The sequence below is a fragment of the uncultured Rummeliibacillus sp. genome, assembly GCF_934216135.1.
GTDB lineage: Bacteria > Bacillota > Bacilli > Bacillales_A > Planococcaceae > Rummeliibacillus.
The window spans coordinates 31,819-54,206 of the sequence record NZ_CAKQBI010000002.1 but is presented as its reverse complement, the minus strand read 5'-3'; the positions used below and the strand labels follow the sequence as shown (position 1 = coordinate 54,206).

Below are 22,388 nucleotides of genomic sequence, written 5' to 3'. Positions count from 1 at the left end.
CGCCTCTTTCTTTGAAAAATCTGTATTTTCTAATAATTATATAGTAGATAGATCGAAACTTCCATATTGGTTTTTCAAAGCTTGAATAAATAGCGAAACATAAAAAATACATGTAGTCTCAAAGGGACTACATGTATTTTCTAAGCCAAAGCTTTTGATAGCTCGTTCATAAAACTGTCTTGTTCTTTCTTGTCAGCTTGTTGCCACCAAGTTTCAAAGAATACACCTAGTCCAGGAAGTAAATGTTCTTCACCGCGACTAATCGCGTCTTCCACAATATCTTTTAACTGATCTGGACTATTTCCTGTAACATTTTGTTTGATGGCATCGCGAATTTTGAAATTCATTTAGCATCCCTCCTAAAGATATTTTTACCCACAGCTCGATTGTTATACATACATTTGGTACACTTAAAAAGAATAATTTTGTGATAAACAATTACATACAAGGGGGAAATGTTTTTATGAAAGCAGTTGTTTTTGAAAAAGGTCAATTGTTAGTGAAAGATGTTCCAACACCAAAGCTAAAATCTGGTGAAGTATTAGTAGCGATTAAAGCAGCAGGTTTAAATCGACGGGATCTATACACACCTGGCCGTTTAGGAAATAACAGTGAAGCATTAATCCTTGGTTCAGATGCAGCAGGTGTAGTCGAGGCAATTGGTGAAGGTGTAACAGATTGGAAAATAGGTGATGAGGTAATTATTAACCCATCATTACGTTGGTATGAGCAATCTGATTTTCCGCCTGAAGGCTTTGAGATTTTAAGTTTACCAGATAACGGAACATTTGCAGAGAAGATTGCAATTTCTGCAGAACAACTAGAAAAAAAGCCATCTCATCTAACGCTTGAAGAAGCTGCAGTAATTGGTATTTCACCATTAACAGGCTATCGGGCATTATTTACAAAAGGACAAATTCAAGCAGGGCAAACTGTCTTTATCCCTGGAGCAGGTAGCGGCGTTGCAACATTCCTTATTCAAATGGCCAAAAACGTAGGTGCACGAGTAATCGTTTCATCACGCTCAGAAGAAAAGCGACAAGCTGCATTGAAAATCGGTGCAGATCTTGCAGTTGATACAAATGGTGATTGGTTAAAAGAGCTTGAAAATGAAACAATCGATTTAGTCATTGAAAGTGTTGGCCGTGCAACGTTCAACCGTTCTTTGTCGGTTTTGAAAAAGGGTGGTAAAATAGTGGTATTTGGTGCAACAACTGAGGATGTAGTAGACTTTGACTTACGTCAATTTTTCTATGGTCAATATACATTGCTAGGTACGACAATGGGAAGTCGTGAAGAATTTAGAGCTTGCATCGATCACTTGGAAAAGTATGATACGCACCCAATTTTAGATCGTAGTTTTTCAATGGATGAAGCACAAAATGCACTAGATTATTTAAAGGAAAATCGTCAATTTGGCAAAATTGTCTTAACGATTTCATAATATAAAGGCGGTAAAGAATACATGAAAAGAATCGAATCTCCACAAAATTCCCTTGTGAAGTATTGGAAAAAACTAGCGACTACTCGTAAAGAACGTGATCGCTCTGGCGAATTTCTAATAGAAGGTTTCCACTTAGTGGAAGAAGCTATAAAAAATAAAAGCGAAATACTAAATATAATTGTGCGTGAAGATGTAGATATACCATCAAACTGGAATATCGATAATATCTATGTTGTAGAAGTTACTGCTCAAGTTGCAAATGAATTTGCAGAAACTGAACATTCACAAGGTATTTTCGCTCAAGTTAAACAACCTACAGTATCAAAAGAGGAGCAAACTAAGTGGAAGAAACTTTTACTAGTTGATGCCGTTCAAGACCCAGGTAATATTGGTACAATGATTCGAACTGCCGATGCTGCTGGAATTGATGCTGTTATTTTAGGAAAAGGCTGTGCTGATCCTTATAATCCAAAAACAGTACGATCAACACAAGGTTCCATTTTCCATATACCTGTAGTACGAGGGGATTTAAGTGAATGGATTGATTCATTAAAAGAAAAAGCCATTCCTGTTTACGGTACTGCATTAGAAAATGCAGTGCTTTATCATCAAGTGAAAAAAGAAGGTAAGTTTGCACTCATAATGGGAAATGAAGGCAGTGGCATTGATTCAGATATTTTAGCGAAAACAGATGCCAATGTAATTATTCCTATAATGGGTGAAGCTGAATCATTAAACGTTGCTGTTGCAACAGGAATTGTACTTTATTATTTCTCAACAGATGAATTCTAAACTTGAAGTAAAGACTTGAATTGCGTATAATGATTTAGAGTAAATAATAAATAAAATGCAATGAGCGGGAAAAGTACATTGTTTGACCTTTTTAGGGAGTGCATGTCATAGACTGAAAGCGTGCATATTGTGTTGATGGATGGAAGTTCACCCCGTTAGCAGCCACCGGGACCAGTATAATTACTGTAAAGGATGGCCGGTGAAACGCCGTTAAGTAATGAGTGATTGTAAGTTTTTTCTTGCAATAACTAGGGTGGTAACGCGAATATAACCTCGTCCCTTTTTAGGGGGCGAGGATTTTTTTATTTTTTCTATGTATTTTGTAGAAACTAATATAGCAAAACGCCCTATCTTAATGGTTTCACCTACTATTTGTTTCAATCTTGGAAGGAGGAATTTACAAATGGCAATGATCGAGCAACTAACTCAACTAAAAGAAGAAGTTATAGAAAAAATCACGGCAACAGAGAATATTAAACAATTAAATGAAGTCCGTGTTGCTTATTTAGGTAAAAAAGGTCCAATTACAGATCTATTAAAAGGTATGGGGAAACTTCCTGCAGAGGAACGTCCTAAAATGGGTGCTTTAGTTAATGAAGTTCGCGCAGAAGTTCAACATATTCACGATGTACGCAAAGCTACATTAGAAGAACAAGCAATCCAAGAACAATTAGAAAAAGAAGCAATTGATGTGACACTTCCAGGTCGTCCTGTAAAAGTAGCAAATGCACATCCTTTAACTCGTGTCATTGAAGAAATTGAAGATTTATTCATCTCTATGGGGTATGAAGTTGCTGAAGGTCCTGAAGTTGAAAAAGACTACTATAACTTTGAAGCATTAAACTTACCAAAAGGTCACCCTGCACGTGATATGCAAGATACTTTCTATATTTCAGAAGAAATCCTAATGCGTACACATACATCTCCAGTACAAGCACGTACAATGGAGAAAAAACAAGGTGCCTCATTTAAAATTATTTGTCCAGGGAAAGTATTCCGTCGTGACAATGATGACGCAACTCACTCACACCAATTCACTCAAATCGAAGGTTTAGTAGTTGGTGAGAACATTCGTATGAGTGACTTAAAGGGCACATTAGACATCTTCGCTAAGAAAATGTTCGGTGAAGACCGTGAAATCCGTTTACGTCCAAGCTTCTTCCCATTCACAGAACCTTCAGTTGAAATGGATATTTCTTGCTTCAAATGTGGTGGTGAAGGCTGTAACGTATGTAAACATACAGGCTGGATTGAAATTCTTGGTGCTGGTATGGTCCACCCAAATGTACTTTCAATGGCTGGCTATGATCCTAAAAAAGTTTCTGGATTCGCATTTGGAATGGGACCAGAACGTATTGCAATGTTGAAATATGGGGTGGATGATATCCGTCATTTCTATACAAATGATGTAAGATTCTTATCACAATTCCATCGCACAGAAGAGTAGGGAGGGGAAGGCATGTTAGTATCTTTAAAATGGTTATCACAATATGTCGATTTACAAGGTTTAGAACCTGAAGATTTAGCAGAAAAAATTACCCGTTCAGGGATTGAAGTTGAAGGTGTACATCACCTATCAAAAGGTATTAAAAAAATTATGGTTGGTCAAATCAAGGAAATTAAAAAACATCCTGATTCTGATCATTTAAATATTTGCCAAGTAGATTTCGGTGAAGATGAGCTTTCACAAATTGTATGTGGTGCTCCAAATGTTGCAGAAGGTCAAAAAATTGTTGCTGTTCGTCCGAATGGATATGTAGGCGGCAAAAAAATTAAAAAAGGGAAACTTCGCGGTGAAGTATCTAATGGTATGATTTGTTCCTTACAAGAATTAGGTATTGAAGGTAAAGTTGTTCCGAAAAAATATGCAGATGGCATTTATGTTTTACCTGAAGAAACTCCAGTAGGAATGGATGCAATCGAAGCTTTAGGTTTAGATGATGTCATTTTAGAATTAGGTTTAACACCAAACCGTTCAGATGCCATGAGTATGTTAGGGGTTGCATATGAAGTTGCAGCTATTCTTTCAGAAGAGATCAAACTCCCAGAAACAGCTCATGAGGAATCAGCCCAAAAAGCTGAAGAAGTTTTAAAAGTTCGTGTAGAAGCAAAAGATGTCAACCCAATGTACACTGCTAAAGTCGTGAAAAACGTCAAAATCGGTGAATCACCATTATGGTTACAACAACGTTTAATGGCTGCTGGTGTACGCCCATTAAATAATGTCGTTGATATTACAAACTACATTTTAATGGAATATGGTCAACCACTTCATGCATTTGACTATGATGCACTAGGTACTGGTGAAATCGTTGTTCGCTTAGCAAAAGAAGGAGAACCGATTAAAACATTAGATGGTCAAGATCGAGTGCTAAATGCAAAAAATCTTGTCATTACAAATGGTAAAGAACCTGTAGCAGTAGCAGGTGTTATGGGTGGCTATGACTCAGAAGTAACAGATAAAACAACAACTGTAGTAATTGAATCTGCATACTTCGATGGTCTAACTGTTCGATATACTGCAAAAGATCTTGGGTTACGTAGTGAAGCAAGTGCCCGTTATGAAAAAGGCGTTGATCCAAACCGCGTCATTCCTGCTGCAGAACGTGCTGCTCAGTTATTAGCAGAAATTGCAGGTGGAGAAGTATTATCAGGTGCTGTTGTTTTTGATGAATTAGATAAAACACCTGCCAAAGTTGTTGTTTCACCTGATTTTGTCAATTCACGTTTAGGTATGAAAATTTCTCTTAACGAAATGGTAACTATCTTAACTCGTTTAAAATTTGACGTTGAAACTGCTAATGGTCTTCTTTATATCGATGCACCAACACGTCGTCAAGACATCAAAATTGAAGAAGATATCGTAGAAGAAATTGCTCGATTATATGGTTATGATGAAATCCCTGCAACAGTACCAGTTGGTGAATCTAAAGCTGGTGGCCTTAATGCATACCAAGCAAAACGTCGTCTTATTCATCACCAATTACAAGGATCAGGTTTGTATCAAGCATTGACTTATTCACTTACTTCAGATGAGCTTTCACAAAAATACGCATTAGAAACAGCTCCAACAACTCGCCTTTTAATGCCAATGAGTGAAGAACGCAGTACATTGCGTCAAAGTATTTTGCCTCATCTAATTGAAAGTGTTACTTATAATGTATCTCGTCAACAAGATTCTGTAGCTCTTTACGAAATTGGTTCCGTATTTTTAGGAGAAACAGAAGAAGGTCTTCCACGAGAAGAATCACATCTTGCGGCTGTTATGACAGGTAATTGGTTGAATAACGCTTGGCAAGGTGAACATAAAAAAGTCGACTTCTTTGTACTCAAAGGAATTTTAGAATCTTTATTTGCTAAATTAGACTTAACAACTCGTATCACTTACGAAACGGCAGTTGTCGATGGTTTACATCCAGGACGCACAGCTAACATCCTTTTAGATGGCAAGAGAATTGGTTTCTTAGGTCAATTGCACCCAGCGGAACAAAAAGCAAACGGCCTTAAAGAAACGTATGTGATGGAACTAAACTTAGAAGAAATTATTGCAGCATCTATTGAACCATTAGTATATGTTCCAGTTCCACGTTTCCCATCTATTTCACGTGATATTGCATTAATCGTTGATCGTACTACAAAAGCAGCAGATTTAGAAGCAACAATCCGTAATGCTGGTGGTAAATTACTTAAAGAAGTCAATGTATTTGACCTTTATGAAGGAGAAAAAATGGAACTAGGCAAAAAATCAGTTGCCTTCACATTAACTTACTTCACACCAGAACGAACACTTACTGATGAAGAAGTTGTAGCTGCACATGATAAAGTTGTAGCCGCTCTTACTGAATCTGGAGCAGAATTACGTTAATATGTAATAATCCTTATTTTAAAAAGGTGATAACTTTTAGTTATCGCCTTTTTATTTTGAAAAAATGGTTTATGTAATATTTTTCACATAAATTACTTGAATATATAATATGATATACAAAGCAATTCTATTAATGTAAATAAATAGTAAAATATTATTGATAATTAATATCAGTATGCTATAATGGATAAAAATGTTGTCAGACCTTAATGTTATATATTGATATACTTATAATATATAAAAGTTTCAGAATATTGTAATAAAAAGATAGACAAAATTCTATTTTATGTTATATTAGTAAAAATAATATATTTAGAAAAACGAAATATGTCGATTGTTCTCTACATAATGTTTATTGGTTCAACTTTAATATTTTTAATATTCAAATTATTAAGGGAGGGCATATATTTGAAAACCTCAGAAGAAGTACTAGCAAACAATTTGAAATCCTCAAATGAAATACTCAAAATCAATCATTTGCGCACTAGTTTCAGAATAAAGGACAGTTACTACGATGCTGTAGATGATGTTTCACTATCACTAAAGGAAAATGAAGTTCTAGCTATTGTTGGAGAATCTGGCTGTGGTAAAAGTACATTAGCAACTTCCATTGTAGGTTTGCATAATCCATTAAATACAAAGGTAACTGGAGAAATCCTATATAACGGAAGTAATATTGTGAAGCTTAAAGAGGATGATTTAAATAAGATTCGTGGAAATGATATAGGGTTTATCTTCCAGGATCCACTTTCCGCATTGAATCCTTTAATGAGAATAGGGGATCAAATTGAAGAGTCCTTGTTTTTTCATACAAAGCTGGATGAACAACAACGAAAGAAAAGAGTGCTTGAGCTTTTAGATCAAGTAGGAATTATCAATCCAAAACGCGTAGCGAGACAGTTTTCACACCAATTATCAGGTGGCATGAGACAACGTGTCATGATTGCAATCGCGATTGCATGTAAGCCTAAAATAATGATTGCAGACGAGCCTACTACTGCACTTGATGTAACAATTCAAGCCCAAATCCTAGACTTATTATTAGATTTACAAGCAGAAACAAACGCAGGAATTATTCTAATTACTCACGATTTGGGAGTTGTAGCTGAAGTAGCAGATCGAGTAGCAGTGATGTATGCAGGACAAATTATTGAGATTGCATCCGTACAGGAATTATTTAATAATCCAAAGCATCCATATACTCGTTCATTGTTAAATTCTATTCCTCAAGTAGAAAGAGAAAGTGAAAAACTAGAAGTAATACAGGGAATCGTGCCAACATTGACAAAGCTATCCAAACACGGCTGCCGTTTTTCACCTCGAATTCCGTGGATTGATGAAAGTAAACATGAAAAAGAACCGCAGCTTCATGAAATTTCTCCAGGGCACTTTGTCAGATGTACCTGTTGGAAGAACTTTCATTTCGATGGGGAGAAAGGAGGAAGCCATCTATGAGTAGCTTTATGGAAGTAAAAGATTTATGTGTGCACTATCCAATTCGCGGTGGCTTTTTTAATACAGTGATTGATCATGTATATGCAGTAGATGGCGTATCTATGGAATTTGAAAAAGGAAAGACATATGGATTAGTTGGAGAGTCAGGTTCAGGTAAATCGACAACTGGTAAAGCAATTATTGGACTAGAGAAAATTACTTCTGGAAAAATAATTTATGAAGGTGAAGACGTAACGCACCAACGCCGTAAGCGTGATAGTGCTTATAACAGAGATATTCAAATGATCTTCCAGGATTCACAGTCAAGTATGAATCCGAGAAAACGTGTGCTTGATATTATTGCAGAGCCTATTCGTAATTTTATGAATATGACAGTTCAAGAGGAACGTAAACGTATTATTGAACTACTAGAAATTGTCGGAATGTCAGAAGAAGCAATGTACAAGTATCCTCATCAGTTTTCAGGTGGTCAACGTCAACGTCTTGGTATTGCGAGGGCAGTTGCTTGTAATCCTAAAATGATAATAGCAGATGAACCAGTGTCAGCTCTGGATCTTTCTGTACAAGCCCAAGTATTGAACTTTATGAAGGATATTCAAAACGAATATGGTTTGAGCTACTTATTTATTTCTCATGACTTAGGGGTTGTCCGTCATATGTGTGATCATATTTCTATCATGTATAAAGGGCGCTTTGTTGAAACTGGAAGTAAAAATGAGATATTTAAAGATCCACGGCATATTTATACCAAGCGTTTATTGTCCGCAATTCCGAATATTGCACCCGAATCACGCTTGGAAAGAAAACATAAGCGACGACAAGTAGAAGTTGACTATAAAAAAGAACAACATAAATACTACGATGAAGATGGTAAGGTATATCCGCTTAGTAGTGTTTCCTCTAATCATTCTGTTGCAATAGGGAGCATTGAGAAAGGAGGTTACGAAAGTGTGGAAAACAATAGCTAGACGCTTTTTAATCATGATACCGCAACTATTTGTTTTAAGTATTTTTATATTCATCTTAGCTCAATTTATGCCAGGTGATCCTTTTTCGGGATTGATAACACCACAAACCGATCCAAATCGTATTGAGGAATTACGAGAATTGGCAGGATTAAATGATCCGGTATACGTTCAATATTGGAATTGGATTGTTAATATGTTCCAAGGCGATTTTGGTGATAGTTATACGTTTAAAGTGAGCGTAGCTTCTCTTATTGGTGATAGAGGATTAAATACACTTTGGTTATCTTTATTAAGTGTTTTCTTAGTGTATCTTATTGCAATTCCATTAGGTGTTATAGCAGGACGTTATCAAAACTCATTAAAAGATAAAACAATCGTATTGTATAGCTTTATTAGCTATGCGATTCCAACATTTGTATTAGGTTTGATTTTCGTCTATGTTTTCGGCTACAAATTACAGTGGTTTCCTACTTCAGGAACAAAAGATGTAGAAGAAAAGGCGGGAACACTTGGTTATTATTGGAGCATTATATACCATCTTCTACTACCTGCAATTACATATGCTGTACTTGGTACAACAGCTATTATTCAATATCTACGATCAGAAATTATAGATGCACAATTACAGGATTATGTAAAAACTGCAAGAAGTAAGGGAATTCCGATGAAAAAAGTATATTCACGCCACATTTTTCGAAATTCGCTATTGCCAATCGCTGCATTCCTAGGTTTTACCATTACTGGATTACTAGGTGGATCGTTTTTTATAGAGACCATTTTTGGATATCCAGGTATGGGGAAATTATTTATCGACTCGATAATGGCCCGTGACTATAGCGTTATTACAACACTTATTATGCTATATGGATTCTTAACATTATTAGGTAGTTTGTTATCGGATATTATTTTAAGCATTGTTGATCCACGTATTCGAATCGAATAAACTACAAAAATATTAGAAAAAGAGGGGTGAATCTAATATGGAAAAAGTGTTAGAAAAGAGTCCAGATAGAGAAGTGGAAGCATCAAGTTTGCCCGTCACGGGATGGCGTGTTATCTGGCGTGAATTTAAAAAAGATAAATTAGCTATGTTTTCACTTCTTATATTGTTTGTAATTATATTTGGCTCTATTATTTGGGCACCTTTTATCAATCAAGAGGAACTGATGAAAATTAGTTTACTAGATGAATTTGCAAGACCAGGTGAAAATGGTTTTATATTAGGTGCTGATCAAGGTGGTAGTGATGTATTAGGCCAATTGGTCATTGGGGCAAGGAATTCTCTGATTATCGCAATTGCGATTACGATCATTACTGGAATTCTTGGAATAGGTGTAGGAATTTTAGCAGGCTATTATGGTGGCATAGTCGATAATATTCTAATGCGCTTAGTTGATTTTGTCATGACTTTACCAACTATGATGATTGTCATCGTTTTTGTGACAATCATTCCAAAATATAATGTTACATCTTTCGTCTTAATATTGAGTGCATTTATGTGGGTTGGAACAGCAAGGCTAGTACGAAGTAAGACATTATCTGAGTCAAAACGAGATTATGTTAATGCTTCTAAAACTATGGGGACAAGCGATTTTGCCATTATGTTGAAGGGCATTGTGCCAAATTTAAGTTCTATCTTAATTGTAGAAATGACATTAAACTTTGCAGGAAATGTAGGGATTGAAACAGGTCTTTCATTCTTAGGTTTTGGTTTACCTGAATCTACGCCAAGTTTAGGCACACTTGTCAGTTCTGCATTTAACCAAACAGTCTTAGCTGAAAAGTGGTGGGTATGGTTACCAGCATCTATGCTAATTTTAGTATTGATGTTAGGAATAAATTATGTTGGGCAGGCATTACGTCGTTCAGCAGATGCAAAACAAAGAATAGGATAAAAAAGAGGAGGAGATTGGATGAAGAAAAAGAAATGGCTTTTACTATCTTTAGTATGTGTATTAATGTTGGCACTAGCTGCATGTGGAGGATCAGATTCTAAAGATAAAAGCAAAGGAGAAGATACTAAAAAGGAAAAGGTAGATACAAGTAAATTACCTTTTGAGGCAAAAAATGATGGTGATTCGATTGAAGGAGGAACATTAAAAGTCGGCTTAGTGACAGATTCACCATTCCAAGGGATTTTTAACTGGGAGTTATATGAAGATGGAAATGATAAGGATATTCTGGATTACGCCTCAAATTCAATTTTTGATACAAAAGAAGACTTTTTAATTGCTGATACAGGTCTAGGACAACTTAAAGTAGATGAGGATGCAAACAAAGCAACTGTAACAATTAAAAAAGATGTTAAATGGTCAGATGGTAAGCCATTTACAATTGATGACGTTATTTACCCTTACTATATTATCGCTGATAAGGATTATACTGGAGTTCGTTATGATGCAGACTTCCAAAATATCGTTGGGGCTAAAGAATATCATGATGGCAAAGCAAAAGAGATTTCTGGTATCAAAAAAGTGGATGATTATACAATGGAAATTTCATTCAAAAAAGTTTCACCAGCAATCTACTCTGGCGGTGATGGCCTTTGGGGTTATGCTGCACCAAAACACCAATTAAAAGATATCAAAATCAAAGATTTAATTAAATCAGATGCAGTTCGTAAAAATCCAGTAACAGTGGGTGCATTTGTTATCGATAATATTGTAAAAGGTGAATCTGTAAAATTTAAAGCCAATCCAAATTATTTCAAAGGAAAACCTAAACTTGATAGTGTTGTAGTAGAAGTTGTACCATCATCATCTTCTGCAGCTGCTATTAAAGCAGGTAAATATGATGTTGTGAAGAATTACCCAGCAAATGATTATTCTGCTATTAAAGATGCGTCAAATACTACAATCTTAGGTCGTCCAGAGTTAGCTTATTCTTATGTAGGCTTTAAACTAGGTAAATACGATACTAAAGAAGGCGTAAGTGTGATGAATGATACTGCGAAGATGAATAACGTGAATCTACGCAAAGCGGTTGCATATGCAATGGATATTGAACAAGTATCAGATGTATATTATGAAGGATTACGTACACGTGCTAATTCTTTAATTCCACCAGTATTCTCTAGCTTCTATGATGATTCATTAGAGGGCTACAAATATGATCCGAAACAAGCGAAAAAATTATTAGAAGAAGCAGGTTACAAAGATACTAATAATGATGGTTATGTAGAAGATCCAGATGGTAAAGAGTTCTCTATCAAACTAGCAGCGATGTCGGGTTCTGATAAAGATGAAAAAATTATTCAATTCTATATTCAAAATTGGAAAGATGTTGGCCTAAAAGTGGAACTATCAACTGGCCGTCTGATAGAATTCAACAGTTTCTATGATAAAGTACAAGCGGATGATAAAGATATCGATATGTTCATGGCTGCATGGGGTACAGGTACTAATCCATCACCTGTAGGATTATACGGAAAAGAAGCTCAATTTAACTTCAGCCGTTTCGTTTCGGATGATCTAACAAAATTATTATCAGATATAGATTCTAAGGAAGCAATGGATTCAGAATATCGTGGTAAAGCATTCAGAGCATGGCAAGAATACATGAGTGAACAAGCTACTACGATTCCAATGTACTTCCGTACTGAAATCATTCCAGTTAACAAACGTGTGAAAAACTACAATATAGATTATTTAAATGAAACTGAATTACAAGACCTTGAATTAGTAGCTGACGAACCAGTGAAATAATTTAACAGTTATTTACCTTTAAGAAAAAAGTGCTAGTGGATTTTATTTCCATTAGCACTTTTTCGTTGTTACTTTAAGTCATTGAATTATCATGATTTAGTTATATTCTTGCAATATGATTACGATATACTCAGTAAAAGTTGAAGTTATTTGAGTATCGTTATGTCTTCTGAATTTAGGTTTACTTTATCTAAAACGTTTTTTAGATGCAATACGCGAAGCTTTTTGGGTATTTGCAAAATGCCATTTTGTGACACTGTAAAGGGTATCTTCCCCTTGAGCTAATAATATTTTTGCTGCAACTTCATCTACTTGATGGCCGGCACCTTTTGGCAATGAGATACCGATTTTTTTGCTTAGTTTGTCCATTTCGTGTAAGAAAGCACAGCGAGCTAGAATGGATGCAGCAGCGACAGCAACATGGATTTGTTCAGCTTTTGTTGCAAATAACACATTTTCTGATACGATTTCTTTTTCATTTTTTATATAATTATAGTAGGTATTTCTTTCAGCAAATTGATCGATAAGTACGTGAGCTGGTCTTTCTGGCTCAATTTCATTGAGAACTTTTCGAAGTGCTTGGTTATGAAGTAAGGCTTTCATCTTTCCTTGGGAAAATCCCTTTTTTTGAACTTCATTATACTTTTCGTTAGGGAGTGTTAATACACAATTAGGAAGTGTCGCTTTTAAATCTGGTGCTATTTTGAGCATGTATTCATCGGATAGCATTTTTGAATCTTTAACACCTAATTCTTTTACCAATTCAATTTTGTCTTGTGGTACATAGACAGCTGCTACAGTTATTGGACCAAAATAATCTCCGGTTCCAGTTTCGTCAGAACCCAATACAGATAAAGAGGACAAGTTTTTAGGCAACGAATCACCTTTAGATGACGTCATAGAAGGTGTGTCTTCAGCTTGTGACTTCCAATGATTGGCTTCACGTTCACAACCGCTACCTTGGAACATGACTTTACCAGATGAATAGGCAGTAATGGCGCAATCTGGTAGTTTTGCAGCAAAAATAACGCCAGGAGCCTTTCGTTCGATAATATTTTGAGAATAATAGTTCATAACTTCTTTTTGTACCTTTGTAGTTAACTTAATGACAATATTAGACATATTTAATATTCCTTTCTTCTCAAATTATTCACAACTTAGACACTTCATGCTATCATAAGAAATAGGACTTTGAAGGAGGTTACGGCTTTGTCAGAGCAACAAAAAAATAAAGTTTCAGTTGAAATCTATGGTCAAACATATAATATAGTTGGAATAGAGTCTCCAGGACATATGCGATTTGTAGCAGCAAGTGTTGATGAACAAATGCGTATGATTAAGCGAGCAAACCCAAGCCTCGACAGTGCCAAATTAGCCGTCCTTACTGCCTGTAATGCAGTAAATGATTACTTGAAATTAAAAAAACAAGTAGAATTACTAGAATCACAATTGAAAAAATTAAAGGATGAAGTGAATGGTTGATTTAATCATAATTATATTATTACTTGTTGGATTAGTAAGCGGTGCTAGAAGGGGTTTAATCGTACAACTAATCCAAATGGCTGGCTTTTTGATCTCTATTATTGTAGCTTATTTATATTATAAGCCATTAGCGGAAAAATTAGTGTTATGGATTCCATATCCTTCCGTTGATGAAAATACTACATTAAAATTTGCAGTAGAGCAATTAGATTTAAGCCAGACTTTTTATCAGTTGCTAGCATTTGCATTGATCTTCTTTGTTGTGAAATTTGCTATACAAATTTTCGCATCATTATTTGATTTTTTAAGACATATCCCAATTCTAGGTGGCTTAAATCGGATATTAGGTGGACTTTTTGGAGTTATTGAAGCTTACTTACTTATTTTTATCGTACTTTATGTATTAGCTTTGTTACCATTAGCTAGTATTCAAAAATACGTAGATAGCTCATTTTTAACGACATTAATACTAGATTATACACCTATAATTTCTAAAACATTCCAAAATCTATGGTTTGTTTATATGAAGTAAATGATAGACTTCTCTCTATAGAGAGAAGTCTTTTGTCGATTAGGAGGTAAATGATGAATAAAAAAATAATTATTAACACGCTTGAGAAAATAGCACTCTATTTAGAACTTCAAGGCGTTAACCCATTTAAAATATCTGCATTCAGAAAAGCTGCTGCAGCATTAGAAGCGGACACACGAAGTATAGATGAGATTGAAGATATTACAGCTATAAAGGGTATCGGTAAAGGAACAGCAGCTGTTATTCATGATTTGTTAGAAAATGGACAATCTGAAGTGCTGCTACAATTGGAAAATGAAGTTCCAAAAGGCTTGCCACCATTGTTAAAATTGCCAGGTTTAGGTGGGAAAAAGATAGCAAAACTTTATCAAGAACTTGGAGTGGACTCAGCAGAAAGTTTAAAAGAAGCTTGTGAAGATGGAAAAGTTTCAGCACTATCTGGATTTGGTAAAAAAACAGAAGAAAAGATACTAAAAGAGCTAGAATCTTTTGGCAAAAGAGCAGAGTTTCATCCTGTATGGTTATTAGAAGGAGTTGTCTCTGGAATTGAGGAGATCCTAGAACAGATACCGGAGATTCAACAATCTTCTGTAGCTGGTAGTTTTAGACGTGTAAAAGAACAAAGTAAGGATGTTGACTTTATCATTGCAACAAGTAAGCCGGAAGTAGTGAAGGAAGCATTATTGTCTAAATTGGCTGTAAAAGAAATCATTGCGGCTGGAGACACGAAAGTATCTGTCACGTTACAAACAGAAGATGTGAATGTTGACTTTCGCTTAGTATCACAGGCTGAATATGCAACAGCGCTTCATCACTTTACTGGTTCAAAGGAACATAATGTTCGAATGCGACAAATCGCTAAAGAGCGTGGCGAGAAAATCAGTGAATATGGTGTAGAACAGCAAGATGGATCTATTTTAACTTTTAATACTGAAAAGGATTTCTTTGCACATTTTGATTTGCCTTTTATCCCTCCAACTGTACGTGCAGGTACTCACGAATTTGAACGTCTTGATGATATACCAAATCTAGTGCAACTTAGTGATATTAAATCTGATTTGCATATGCATACGACTTGGTCAGATGGTGCGAATGCAGTTCGTGAGATGGGGGAAGCTTTAATAGCAAAAGGTTATCAATATGCAGTCATAACAGATCATTCCCAATATCTAAAAGTAGCGAATGGTCTTACACCAGAGAGATTAATCGAGCAACGAAAAGAAATTTGGTCCTTCAATGAAAAACATCCAGATTTCCGATTATTAGCGGGAACTGAAATGGATATATTACCAGATGGCTCCCTCGATTTTGAAGATGATGTAATGGCTGAATTGGATTTTGTGATTGCATCGATTCATTCTAGCTTTTCACAACCCCAAGAGAAAATCATGGAGCGATTGCATAATGCAATGAAAAATCCTCATGTCGATATGATTGCACATCCAACGGGGCGTGTGATTGGTCAACGTGATGGGTATAATCCTGATATACCTCAACTTATTGCATGGGCGAAAGAATATGGTAAAATTTTAGAGTTAAATGCAAATCCGTATCGACTGGATCTTTGTGTTGAGCATTTAGAAATGGCTGCAAATGCGGGTGTTCCTATTGCGATTAATACAGATGCTCATGCAATCGAGCAATTACGTTATATGGAAATTGGGACAAAATACGCTCAAAAAGCTTGGTTGAAAAAAGAAAATATCGTAAACACATGGTCATTCAATGATTTTGTGAATTTTTTAGAGAAAAAATAGGAGGTGTTTTAAGTGATTGCAGAACGCGCACTAAAAACACTAGAGTTTGATAAGGTACGTGCCCAAGTGGCAACTTATTGTACATGTTCTATCGGTACATCAGCAATTGAAAAATTAGTACCTGAAACAGATTTAGCAACAGTGAAGAAATTATTAGATGAAATGGATGAAGGGTTATCTATTTTACGCGTAAAAGGATCTGTGCCGATGGGAGGAATATTCGATATTCGCCCTCATGCAAAACGTGCACAAATTGGTGGTATGTTGAGTCCTCAAGAATTGATGGAAATCTCAAGTACCATTCGTGCGAGTCGCATCTTCCGTGAATTTATCGAAGTTATTGAAGATGAAGATGTGATTCAAATTCCGCATTTTATACAAAAGAAAAATGATATTCCTGTGCTCACTGGATTACAACATGAGATTAATTCTTGTATTGATGAAAATGCAGCAGTCATGGATTCTGCAAGTTCTGAATTACGCTCAATTCGTCAACAATTACGTGCGCAAGAAGGCCGTGTACGTGAAAAGTTGGCAAGTTTAACTCGAGGTAGCAACGCTTCTAAAATGCTTTCTGACTCAATCATTACTATTCGTAACGATCGTTTTGTAATTCCTGTAAAGCAAGAATACCGAGGACACTATGGCGGTATCGTACATGACCAATCTGCATCAGGACAAACACTTTATATTGAGCCTGATGCTGTAGTTCAAGCTAATAATGAAATTCACCGTCTAAAGGCAAAAGAAAAAGTAGAAATTCAAAAAATATTGCTTCATCTTTCGGCTTTGGTTCAAGAGGTTGCACACTCGTTATTCGAACTAGTTCAGTTATTAGGTGAAATTGATGTTATATTGGCCAAAGCAAAATATGGACAGGCCAACAAATGTACAATGCCTATTATGAATGATGAAGGTTATCTTAAATTAGGAAAAGCACGTCATCCTTTATTGCCAATAGACGAAGCAGTAGCCAATGATATCGAGTTTGGTCGTGATATTACAGCAATTGTTATTACTGGTCCAAATACTGGTGGTAAAACAGTTACTTTAAAAACAGTAGGCTTATGTACTTTAATGGCGCAGGCTGGAATTCCTGTACCTGCATTAGATGGATCGGAGTTATCTGTATTTACAGAAGTATTTGCTGATATTGGTGACGAACAATCCATCGAACAAAGTTTATCTACATTCTCTAGTCATATGGTGAATATTGTAGATATCCTTCAAAAGTTTGATGAGCGTTCATTAATCTTATTCGATGAATTAGGCGCAGGTACTGACCCTCAAGAAGGTGCAGCGCTTGCAATATCTATCTTAGACGAAGTTCATGGACGAGGTGCTCGTGTTATGGCAACAACACACTATCCCGAACTTAAGGCATATGGCTATAATCGTGAAGGTGTTATTAATGCCAGTGTTGAATTTGATATTGAAACACTTAGCCCAACTTACCGTTTACTAATTGGTGTCCCAGGACGCAGTAATGCTTTTGAAATTTCAACTCGACTAGGATTACCAGAGCATATTATTAATAGTGCCAAATCTTTCACAGGTACAGATCGACATGAAGTCGAATCGATGATTGCTTCTCTTGAAGAAAGTCGTCGTCGTTCCGAAGCTGATGCAGAACGCTCTCATCAATTATTAGAAGAGGCCGAAAAATTACAAGCAGAACTTGATAAAAAGCTAAAAGAATATGAAGAAAACAAAGAAGAGCTTGCTAAAAAAGCAAAAGAAAAAGCTCGCAAAATTGTTGAGGATGCAAAACGAGAAGCAGAAGAAGTAATCGATGAACTTCATAAAATGCGTTTAAATGCAAACAAAGTTGTTAAAGAACATGAAATCATTGAAGCACGTAAAAAACTAGAAGAAGCTGCTCCTGAAGAAAATCGCATTTTGAAAAAACAACGCCAAGCAAATGCTCGTGCTATCAACTTGCAAAAGGGCGATGAAGTTAAAGTACTAAGCTACGGTCAAAAAGGAACATTACTAGAAAAAGTTTCAGATAAAGAATGGATTGTTCAAATTGGTATTTTGAAGATGAAGCTCGAAGAATCTGATTTAGAATATGTGAAACCTGAAAAAGTGAAAGATACAGTATCAGTTGCCAATGTTCGAAATCGTGATTCTTATGTGAAATTGGAATTAGATTTACGAGGAGAACGCTATGAAGATGCAATGATCCGTACTGAAAAATATTTAGATGATGCATTATTGTCTAACTATAATCGTGTATCCATTATTCATGGTAAGGGTACAGGTGCTCTTCGACAAGGAATCCAAGCATTACTAAAACGACATAAACGAGTGAAATCATACCGTTACGGTGAAGCTGGGGAAGGCGGATATGGTGTTACCGTTGTGGAATTGAAATAATAGAGAATTATGGAAGTGGGGGATTTTATGTTGCTAAGTAGCTTTTGGCATCATCCAATTGTTGAGACAGCAGGCTATTTCAGTATTGTTGTACTATGCCTCGTTGTATCAATGGTAATATTTGAGCTAGTTACAAAATATAAAAACTGGCAAGAAATAAAGAACGGCAATATCGCTGTGGCCTTAGCAACTGGCGGTAAAATCTTAGGGGTGTGTAATATATTCCGTTATTCGATCGAGAGACACAATTCATTGATAGAAATGATTGGTTGGGGATTGTTTGGATTTATCTTACTGATCTTCGCTTATATTCTTTTTGAATTTTTGACACCAACATTTAATATTGATGAGGAAATTGAACAGGATAATAAATCTGTTGGTTTTATTTCCTTTACAATTTCAGTTGGTTTATCATTTGTGATAGGTGCAAGTATTTCTTAGCAGTTTAGGAGAGTTCAAATGGAAACTTTAGCAAAAGTTTTAATGGTGGTATGTGGCCTTTTCATTATTACAGGAATTGTCTATTTAATGATGAACTAAAAGCCAGTTAGACGATGTAATTATAGATTAATATATAAAAAGCTAGGCTCAAATTAGATGCGAGCCTAGCTTTTTATTTTAAGGCTATTCTTTAAATGATAAAGATGATATGTTAATTAAATTCTCTATTAATCAATTAATTTCTAGAAAAAACGTAAAATTAGTGAATATTAATTGAAAGCGCTCCCTATTTTCCTTATAATTAAAATTAGCAATATTCTAAAATTTTGCATGGTAAAGGAGGCGTATCAATTGACCGAAAAAATTTGGTTAAAGAACTATCCTCCAAATATTCCTACAACAATGGAATACGAGGAAATTCCATTACAGGAATATTTGACGAGGGCTGTAGAAAAAACTCCTACGAAAATTGCGATTCACTTTCTTGGTAAAGAATTAACTTATCAAGAGTTATATGAATCCTCATTAAAGTTTGCAAATTATTTAGTGAAAATTGGCATCGAAAAAGGGGATCGCGTAGCAATTATGCTGCCAAACTGTCCGCAAAGTGTTATAGCTTATTACGGTATCTTATATGCTGGGGGTACTGTGGTTCAGACAAACCCACTTTATACTGAAAGGGAGGTAGAATATCAACTTAAAGATTCAGGTGCTAAGGCAATTGTTACATTAGATATACTTTATCCTCGTATTATGAAAGTGCAAAAGAATACAGATTTAGAAAATATAATTGTAACGGGCATAAAAGATTATTTACCATTCCCGAAAAATCTGTTGTATCCTTTTGTTCAAAAAAAGGAATATGGTTTTAAAGTGACAGTTGAGCATAGTGGCATGAATCATCTTTTTACTGAAATTATGAAGATTGGCCAAGTGAAAAAGGTTGAAGTTTCAACCAACAATGAAGATGATATTGCGTTACTTCAGTATACTGGAGGTACAACAGGTTTTCCGAAAGGCGTTATGTTGACGCATAAAAACCTAGTGGCCAACGTACAAATGTGCAGTGTCTGGATGTCTGAATGTACACCTGGTGAAGAAGTAATTATGGGGGTATTACCATTTTTCCATGTGTATGGTATGACAACTGTTTTACTACTATCAGTAATGCGTAAAGATAAAATGGTGTTAATGCCTAAATTTAATGCAACAGATACGTTAAAAGCCATTCAAAAACAAAAAGCTACTCTGTTCCCTGGTGCACCAACATTATATATTGGCCTCCTGAATCATCCAGATATTGATAAATATGATCTCTCATCTATTAAAGCATGTATAAGTGGATCAGCTTCATTACCTGTTGAAGTACAAGAAAAATTCGAAAAAGTTACTGGAGGAAAATTGGTAGAAGGATACGGATTAACAGAATCTTCACCGGTAACACATGCCAATTTCTTATGGTATGGAGAACGTGTAAAAGGTTCTATAGGTGTTCCATGGCCAGATACAGATGCGGCTATTTTTAAGACAGATACATTAGAACAGTTGCCTGTAGGTGAAGTGGGTGAAATTGCAGTAAAAGGCCCACAAGTGATGAAAGGATACTGGAATCGTCCTGAGGATACAGAGATGACTTTACGTAATGGCTGGTTACTAACAGGTGATTTAGGCTATATGGATGAAAACGGGTATTTCTTCGTGGTTGATCGGAAAAAGGATATCATAATTGCTGGTGGCTTTAATATATATCCACGTGAAATAGAAGAAGTTTTATATGAGCATGATGCGGTACAAGAATGTGTTGTTGCAGGTGTACCAGATCCATATCGCGGTGAAACAGTAAAAGCATATATTGTATTAAAAGAAGGTTATCAAGTAACCGAAGATGAGTTCAATGAATATTGTCGTGCAAATTTAGCGGCATATAAAGTCCCAAGAATATATGAGTTTCGTTCAGAACTTCCTAAAACAGCTGTAGGAAAGATTTTACGTAGATCTTTAGTGGAAGAAGAAAAAGCAAAACAAGAACAGTTAAACTAAAAATTGTACGATGCTTGACATCCTCCGGCTGAAAATATATTATAAAAATATGAATGAATGGTCATTCATATTTTTAAAAAACCGGTGGTGATCAGATTGAAAAAAAACAAGCCTAAATACAAACAGATTATTGACGCTGCTGTCATCGCAATAGCGGAAAATGGTTATCACCAGGCACAAGTTTCCAAGATTGCGAAACAAGCAGGTGTAGCTGATGGAACAATTTATCTATATTTCAAAAACAAAGAGGATATTTTGATATCTGTTTTTCAAGAGAAAATGTCAGTTTTTGTTGATAACTTGCGGGAAATTATTAATGATAGTAATTCAGCTTCTGAAATGCTCTATCGAATGATTGAAGGACATTTTAAGGTGCTATCGAATGATCATCATTTAGCAGTTGTTACTCAATTAGAACTTCGTCAATCCAATAAAGAACTTCGTTTGAAAATTAATAGTATTTTAAAAGGATATTTAAAATTGCTTGACGAAATATTACAAAAGGGTATTGAAGATGGAGAGTTTCAAGAGAATATTGATATTCGTTTAACAAGACAAGTGATTTTTGGAACGATAGATGAAGTATCTACAACTTGGGTAATGAAAGAGCAAAAATATGATTTAGTTGAAATGGCACCACGCGTTCATCAGATTTTACAAAAAGGGATTCAAAAGGGGTAATAAAAGGTGGCAAAGTGTCACAACTTTGCCACATACATATTTTTTCACAAAGGAGGAAATAGGGAATGGAATATCTAAATTATAGAGTGGATGAAGGTGTTGCTATTGTGACGATTAATCGTCCACCTGCAAACGCTTTATCTAGCGGACTAGTTGAGGAAGTAAATCGTCTTTTAGATACAGTTGAAAATGATCCAGATATACGAGTAGTTTTGTTACATGGGGAAGGTAGGTTCTTTTCAGCTGGAGCAGATATAAAAGAATTTACTGAATTTTCAACAGTTGATGCTTTTTCAACATTATCAACTAGAGGACAAGATGTCTTCGAAAAACTGGAAGCCTTTCCTAAACCAATCATAGCAGCAATTCATGGTGCGGCTTTAGGTGGAGGGCTTGAACTTGCAATGAGCTGTCATTTTAGATACGTAAGTGAGACAGCGAAATTAGGTTTACCTGAATTACAGCTAGGTCTAGTACCAGGGTTTGGTGGCACACAGCGCTTACCACGTTATGTTGGTGCAGCAAAAGCGGCAGAAATGATGTTCACTAGTGATCCTATATCTGGTATTGAGGCTGTAAAATGGGGGCTTGCGAATCGAGCGGTACCCGAAGAGTCCTTATTAGAAGAAGCACTTAAAACTGCTAAGAAAATTGCAAAGAAAAGTCCAATTGCTTTAAAAACAGCAATCGAACTACTGCAATTTACAAAACCCGCATCTTTCTATGAAGGGATCTCTGCTGAAGCTGAAGGATTTGGAAAAGTTTTTGCAACAGAAGATGCGAAAGAAGGAATCCAAGCATTTATCGAAAAAAGAGAGCCTGTTTTTAAAGGTCAATAAAAGTATTGG

General features: G+C 35.6%; 19 protein-coding genes and 1 other annotated feature. Of the genes, 17 read left to right on the top strand and 2 right to left on the bottom strand.

Annotated features, from left to right (window positions below):
• Nucleotides 1–140 precede the first annotated feature (140 nt).
• Nucleotides 141–347: a small acid-soluble spore protein SspI gene (gene sspI, locus Q0977_RS01920; protein WP_119415582.1), complete on the bottom strand. Its 207-nt coding sequence runs from the start codon at nt 345–347 to the stop codon at nt 141–143.
• A gap of 116 nt (nt 348–463) precedes the next feature.
• Here sspI and Q0977_RS01915 point away from each other — a divergent pair, with 116 nt between their 5' ends.
• From Q0977_RS01915 to Q0977_RS01875, 9 genes are all read left to right on the top strand, one after another.
• On the top strand, nt 464–1,444 hold the full coding sequence (locus Q0977_RS01915; protein WP_119415581.1) for a zinc-binding dehydrogenase: 981 nt from the start codon (nt 464–466) through the stop codon (nt 1,442–1,444).
• Nucleotides 1,445–1,465: 21 nt separating this feature from the next.
• A complete protein-coding gene (locus tag Q0977_RS01910) occupies nt 1,466–2,236 on the top strand; it encodes an RNA methyltransferase (RefSeq protein WP_119415580.1) in 771 nt (256 codons plus the stop codon).
• A 51-nt stretch (nt 2,237–2,287) separates the two neighbouring features.
• Nucleotides 2,288–2,520, top strand: a binding site (T-box leader).
• A gap of 125 nt (nt 2,521–2,645) precedes the next feature.
• A complete protein-coding gene (pheS, locus tag Q0977_RS01905) occupies nt 2,646–3,683 on the top strand; it encodes a phenylalanine--tRNA ligase subunit alpha (RefSeq protein WP_299510390.1) in 1,038 nt (345 codons plus the stop codon).
• Between the two features lie 12 nt (nt 3,684–3,695).
• Nucleotides 3,696–6,101 carry a phenylalanine--tRNA ligase subunit beta gene (pheT, locus tag Q0977_RS01900; protein WP_299510110.1) on the top strand — a complete coding sequence of 802 codons (2,406 nt, stop codon included), beginning with the start codon at nt 3,696–3,698 and terminating at the stop codon, nt 6,099–6,101.
• Between the two features lie 441 nt (nt 6,102–6,542).
• Nucleotides 6,543–7,556 (top strand): ABC transporter ATP-binding protein, encoded by a 1,014-nt coding sequence (locus Q0977_RS01895; RefSeq protein WP_233548056.1) that lies wholly within the window; start codon nt 6,543–6,545, stop codon nt 7,554–7,556.
• Nucleotides 7,553–8,524 carry an ABC transporter ATP-binding protein gene (locus tag Q0977_RS01890; RefSeq protein ID WP_119415578.1) on the top strand — a complete coding sequence of 324 codons (972 nt, stop codon included), beginning with the start codon at nt 7,553–7,555 and terminating at the stop codon, nt 8,522–8,524. Before Q0977_RS01895 ends, Q0977_RS01890 begins: the two co-directional genes overlap by 4 nt.
• Nucleotides 8,505–9,467, top strand: a complete 963-nt coding sequence (gene opp4B, locus Q0977_RS01885) for an oligopeptide ABC transporter permease (RefSeq protein ID WP_119415577.1) — start codon at nt 8,505–8,507, stop codon at nt 9,465–9,467. The genes Q0977_RS01890 and opp4B overlap by 20 nt, the downstream gene beginning before the upstream one ends.
• A 37-nt stretch (nt 9,468–9,504) precedes the next feature.
• Nucleotides 9,505–10,419: an ABC transporter permease gene (locus tag Q0977_RS01880; protein ID WP_119415576.1), complete on the top strand. Its 915-nt coding sequence runs from the start codon at nt 9,505–9,507 to the stop codon at nt 10,417–10,419.
• Between the two features lie 18 nt (nt 10,420–10,437).
• Nucleotides 10,438–12,228, top strand: coding sequence for an oligopeptide ABC transporter substrate-binding protein (locus Q0977_RS01875; protein WP_119415575.1), 1,791 nt, complete (start codon nt 10,438–10,440; stop codon nt 12,226–12,228).
• A gap of 186 nt (nt 12,229–12,414) precedes the next feature.
• Here the strand turns inward: Q0977_RS01875 and rnhC are convergent, their stop codons facing one another.
• Complete coding sequence (rnhC, locus tag Q0977_RS01870) at nt 12,415–13,350, bottom strand: ribonuclease HIII (protein WP_119415574.1); 936 nt, start codon at nt 13,348–13,350, stop codon at nt 12,415–12,417.
• Between the two features lie 87 nt (nt 13,351–13,437).
• Here rnhC and zapA point away from each other — a divergent pair, with 87 nt between their 5' ends.
• From zapA to Q0977_RS01830, 8 genes are all read left to right on the top strand, one after another.
• A complete protein-coding gene (zapA, locus tag Q0977_RS01865) occupies nt 13,438–13,710 on the top strand; it encodes a cell division protein ZapA (RefSeq protein WP_119415573.1) in 273 nt (90 codons plus the stop codon).
• Nucleotides 13,703–14,242 carry a CvpA family protein gene (locus Q0977_RS01860; protein WP_119415572.1) on the top strand — a complete coding sequence of 180 codons (540 nt, stop codon included), beginning with the start codon at nt 13,703–13,705 and terminating at the stop codon, nt 14,240–14,242. The genes zapA and Q0977_RS01860 overlap by 8 nt, the downstream gene beginning before the upstream one ends.
• Nucleotides 14,243–14,295: 53 nt before the next feature.
• Complete coding sequence (gene polX, locus Q0977_RS01855; RefSeq protein ID WP_299510100.1) at nt 14,296–15,999, top strand: DNA polymerase/3'-5' exonuclease PolX; 1,704 nt, start codon at nt 14,296–14,298, stop codon at nt 15,997–15,999.
• Between the two features lie 12 nt (nt 16,000–16,011).
• Nucleotides 16,012–18,378 (top strand): endonuclease MutS2, encoded by a 2,367-nt coding sequence (locus tag Q0977_RS01850; protein WP_119415570.1) that lies wholly within the window; start codon nt 16,012–16,014, stop codon nt 18,376–18,378.
• A gap of 27 nt (nt 18,379–18,405) precedes the next feature.
• Nucleotides 18,406–18,819 carry a DUF350 domain-containing protein gene (locus Q0977_RS01845; protein WP_119415569.1) on the top strand — a complete coding sequence of 138 codons (414 nt, stop codon included), beginning with the start codon at nt 18,406–18,408 and terminating at the stop codon, nt 18,817–18,819.
• 351 nt (nt 18,820–19,170) lie between these two features.
• The gene (locus tag Q0977_RS01840) at nt 19,171–20,859 is read left to right on the top strand and encodes an AMP-binding protein (RefSeq protein ID WP_119415568.1); all 1,689 of its coding nucleotides are present in this window, start codon (nt 19,171–19,173) and stop codon (nt 20,857–20,859) included.
• A 96-nt stretch (nt 20,860–20,955) separates the two neighbouring features.
• Entirely contained in the window at nt 20,956–21,540 is a 585-nt protein-coding gene (locus Q0977_RS01835) for a TetR/AcrR family transcriptional regulator (protein WP_119415567.1), read from the top strand.
• A gap of 65 nt (nt 21,541–21,605) precedes the next feature.
• Entirely contained in the window at nt 21,606–22,379 is a 774-nt protein-coding gene (locus Q0977_RS01830) for an enoyl-CoA hydratase (RefSeq protein ID WP_119415566.1), read from the top strand.
• The last annotated feature ends 9 nt before the right edge of the window (nt 22,380–22,388 follow it).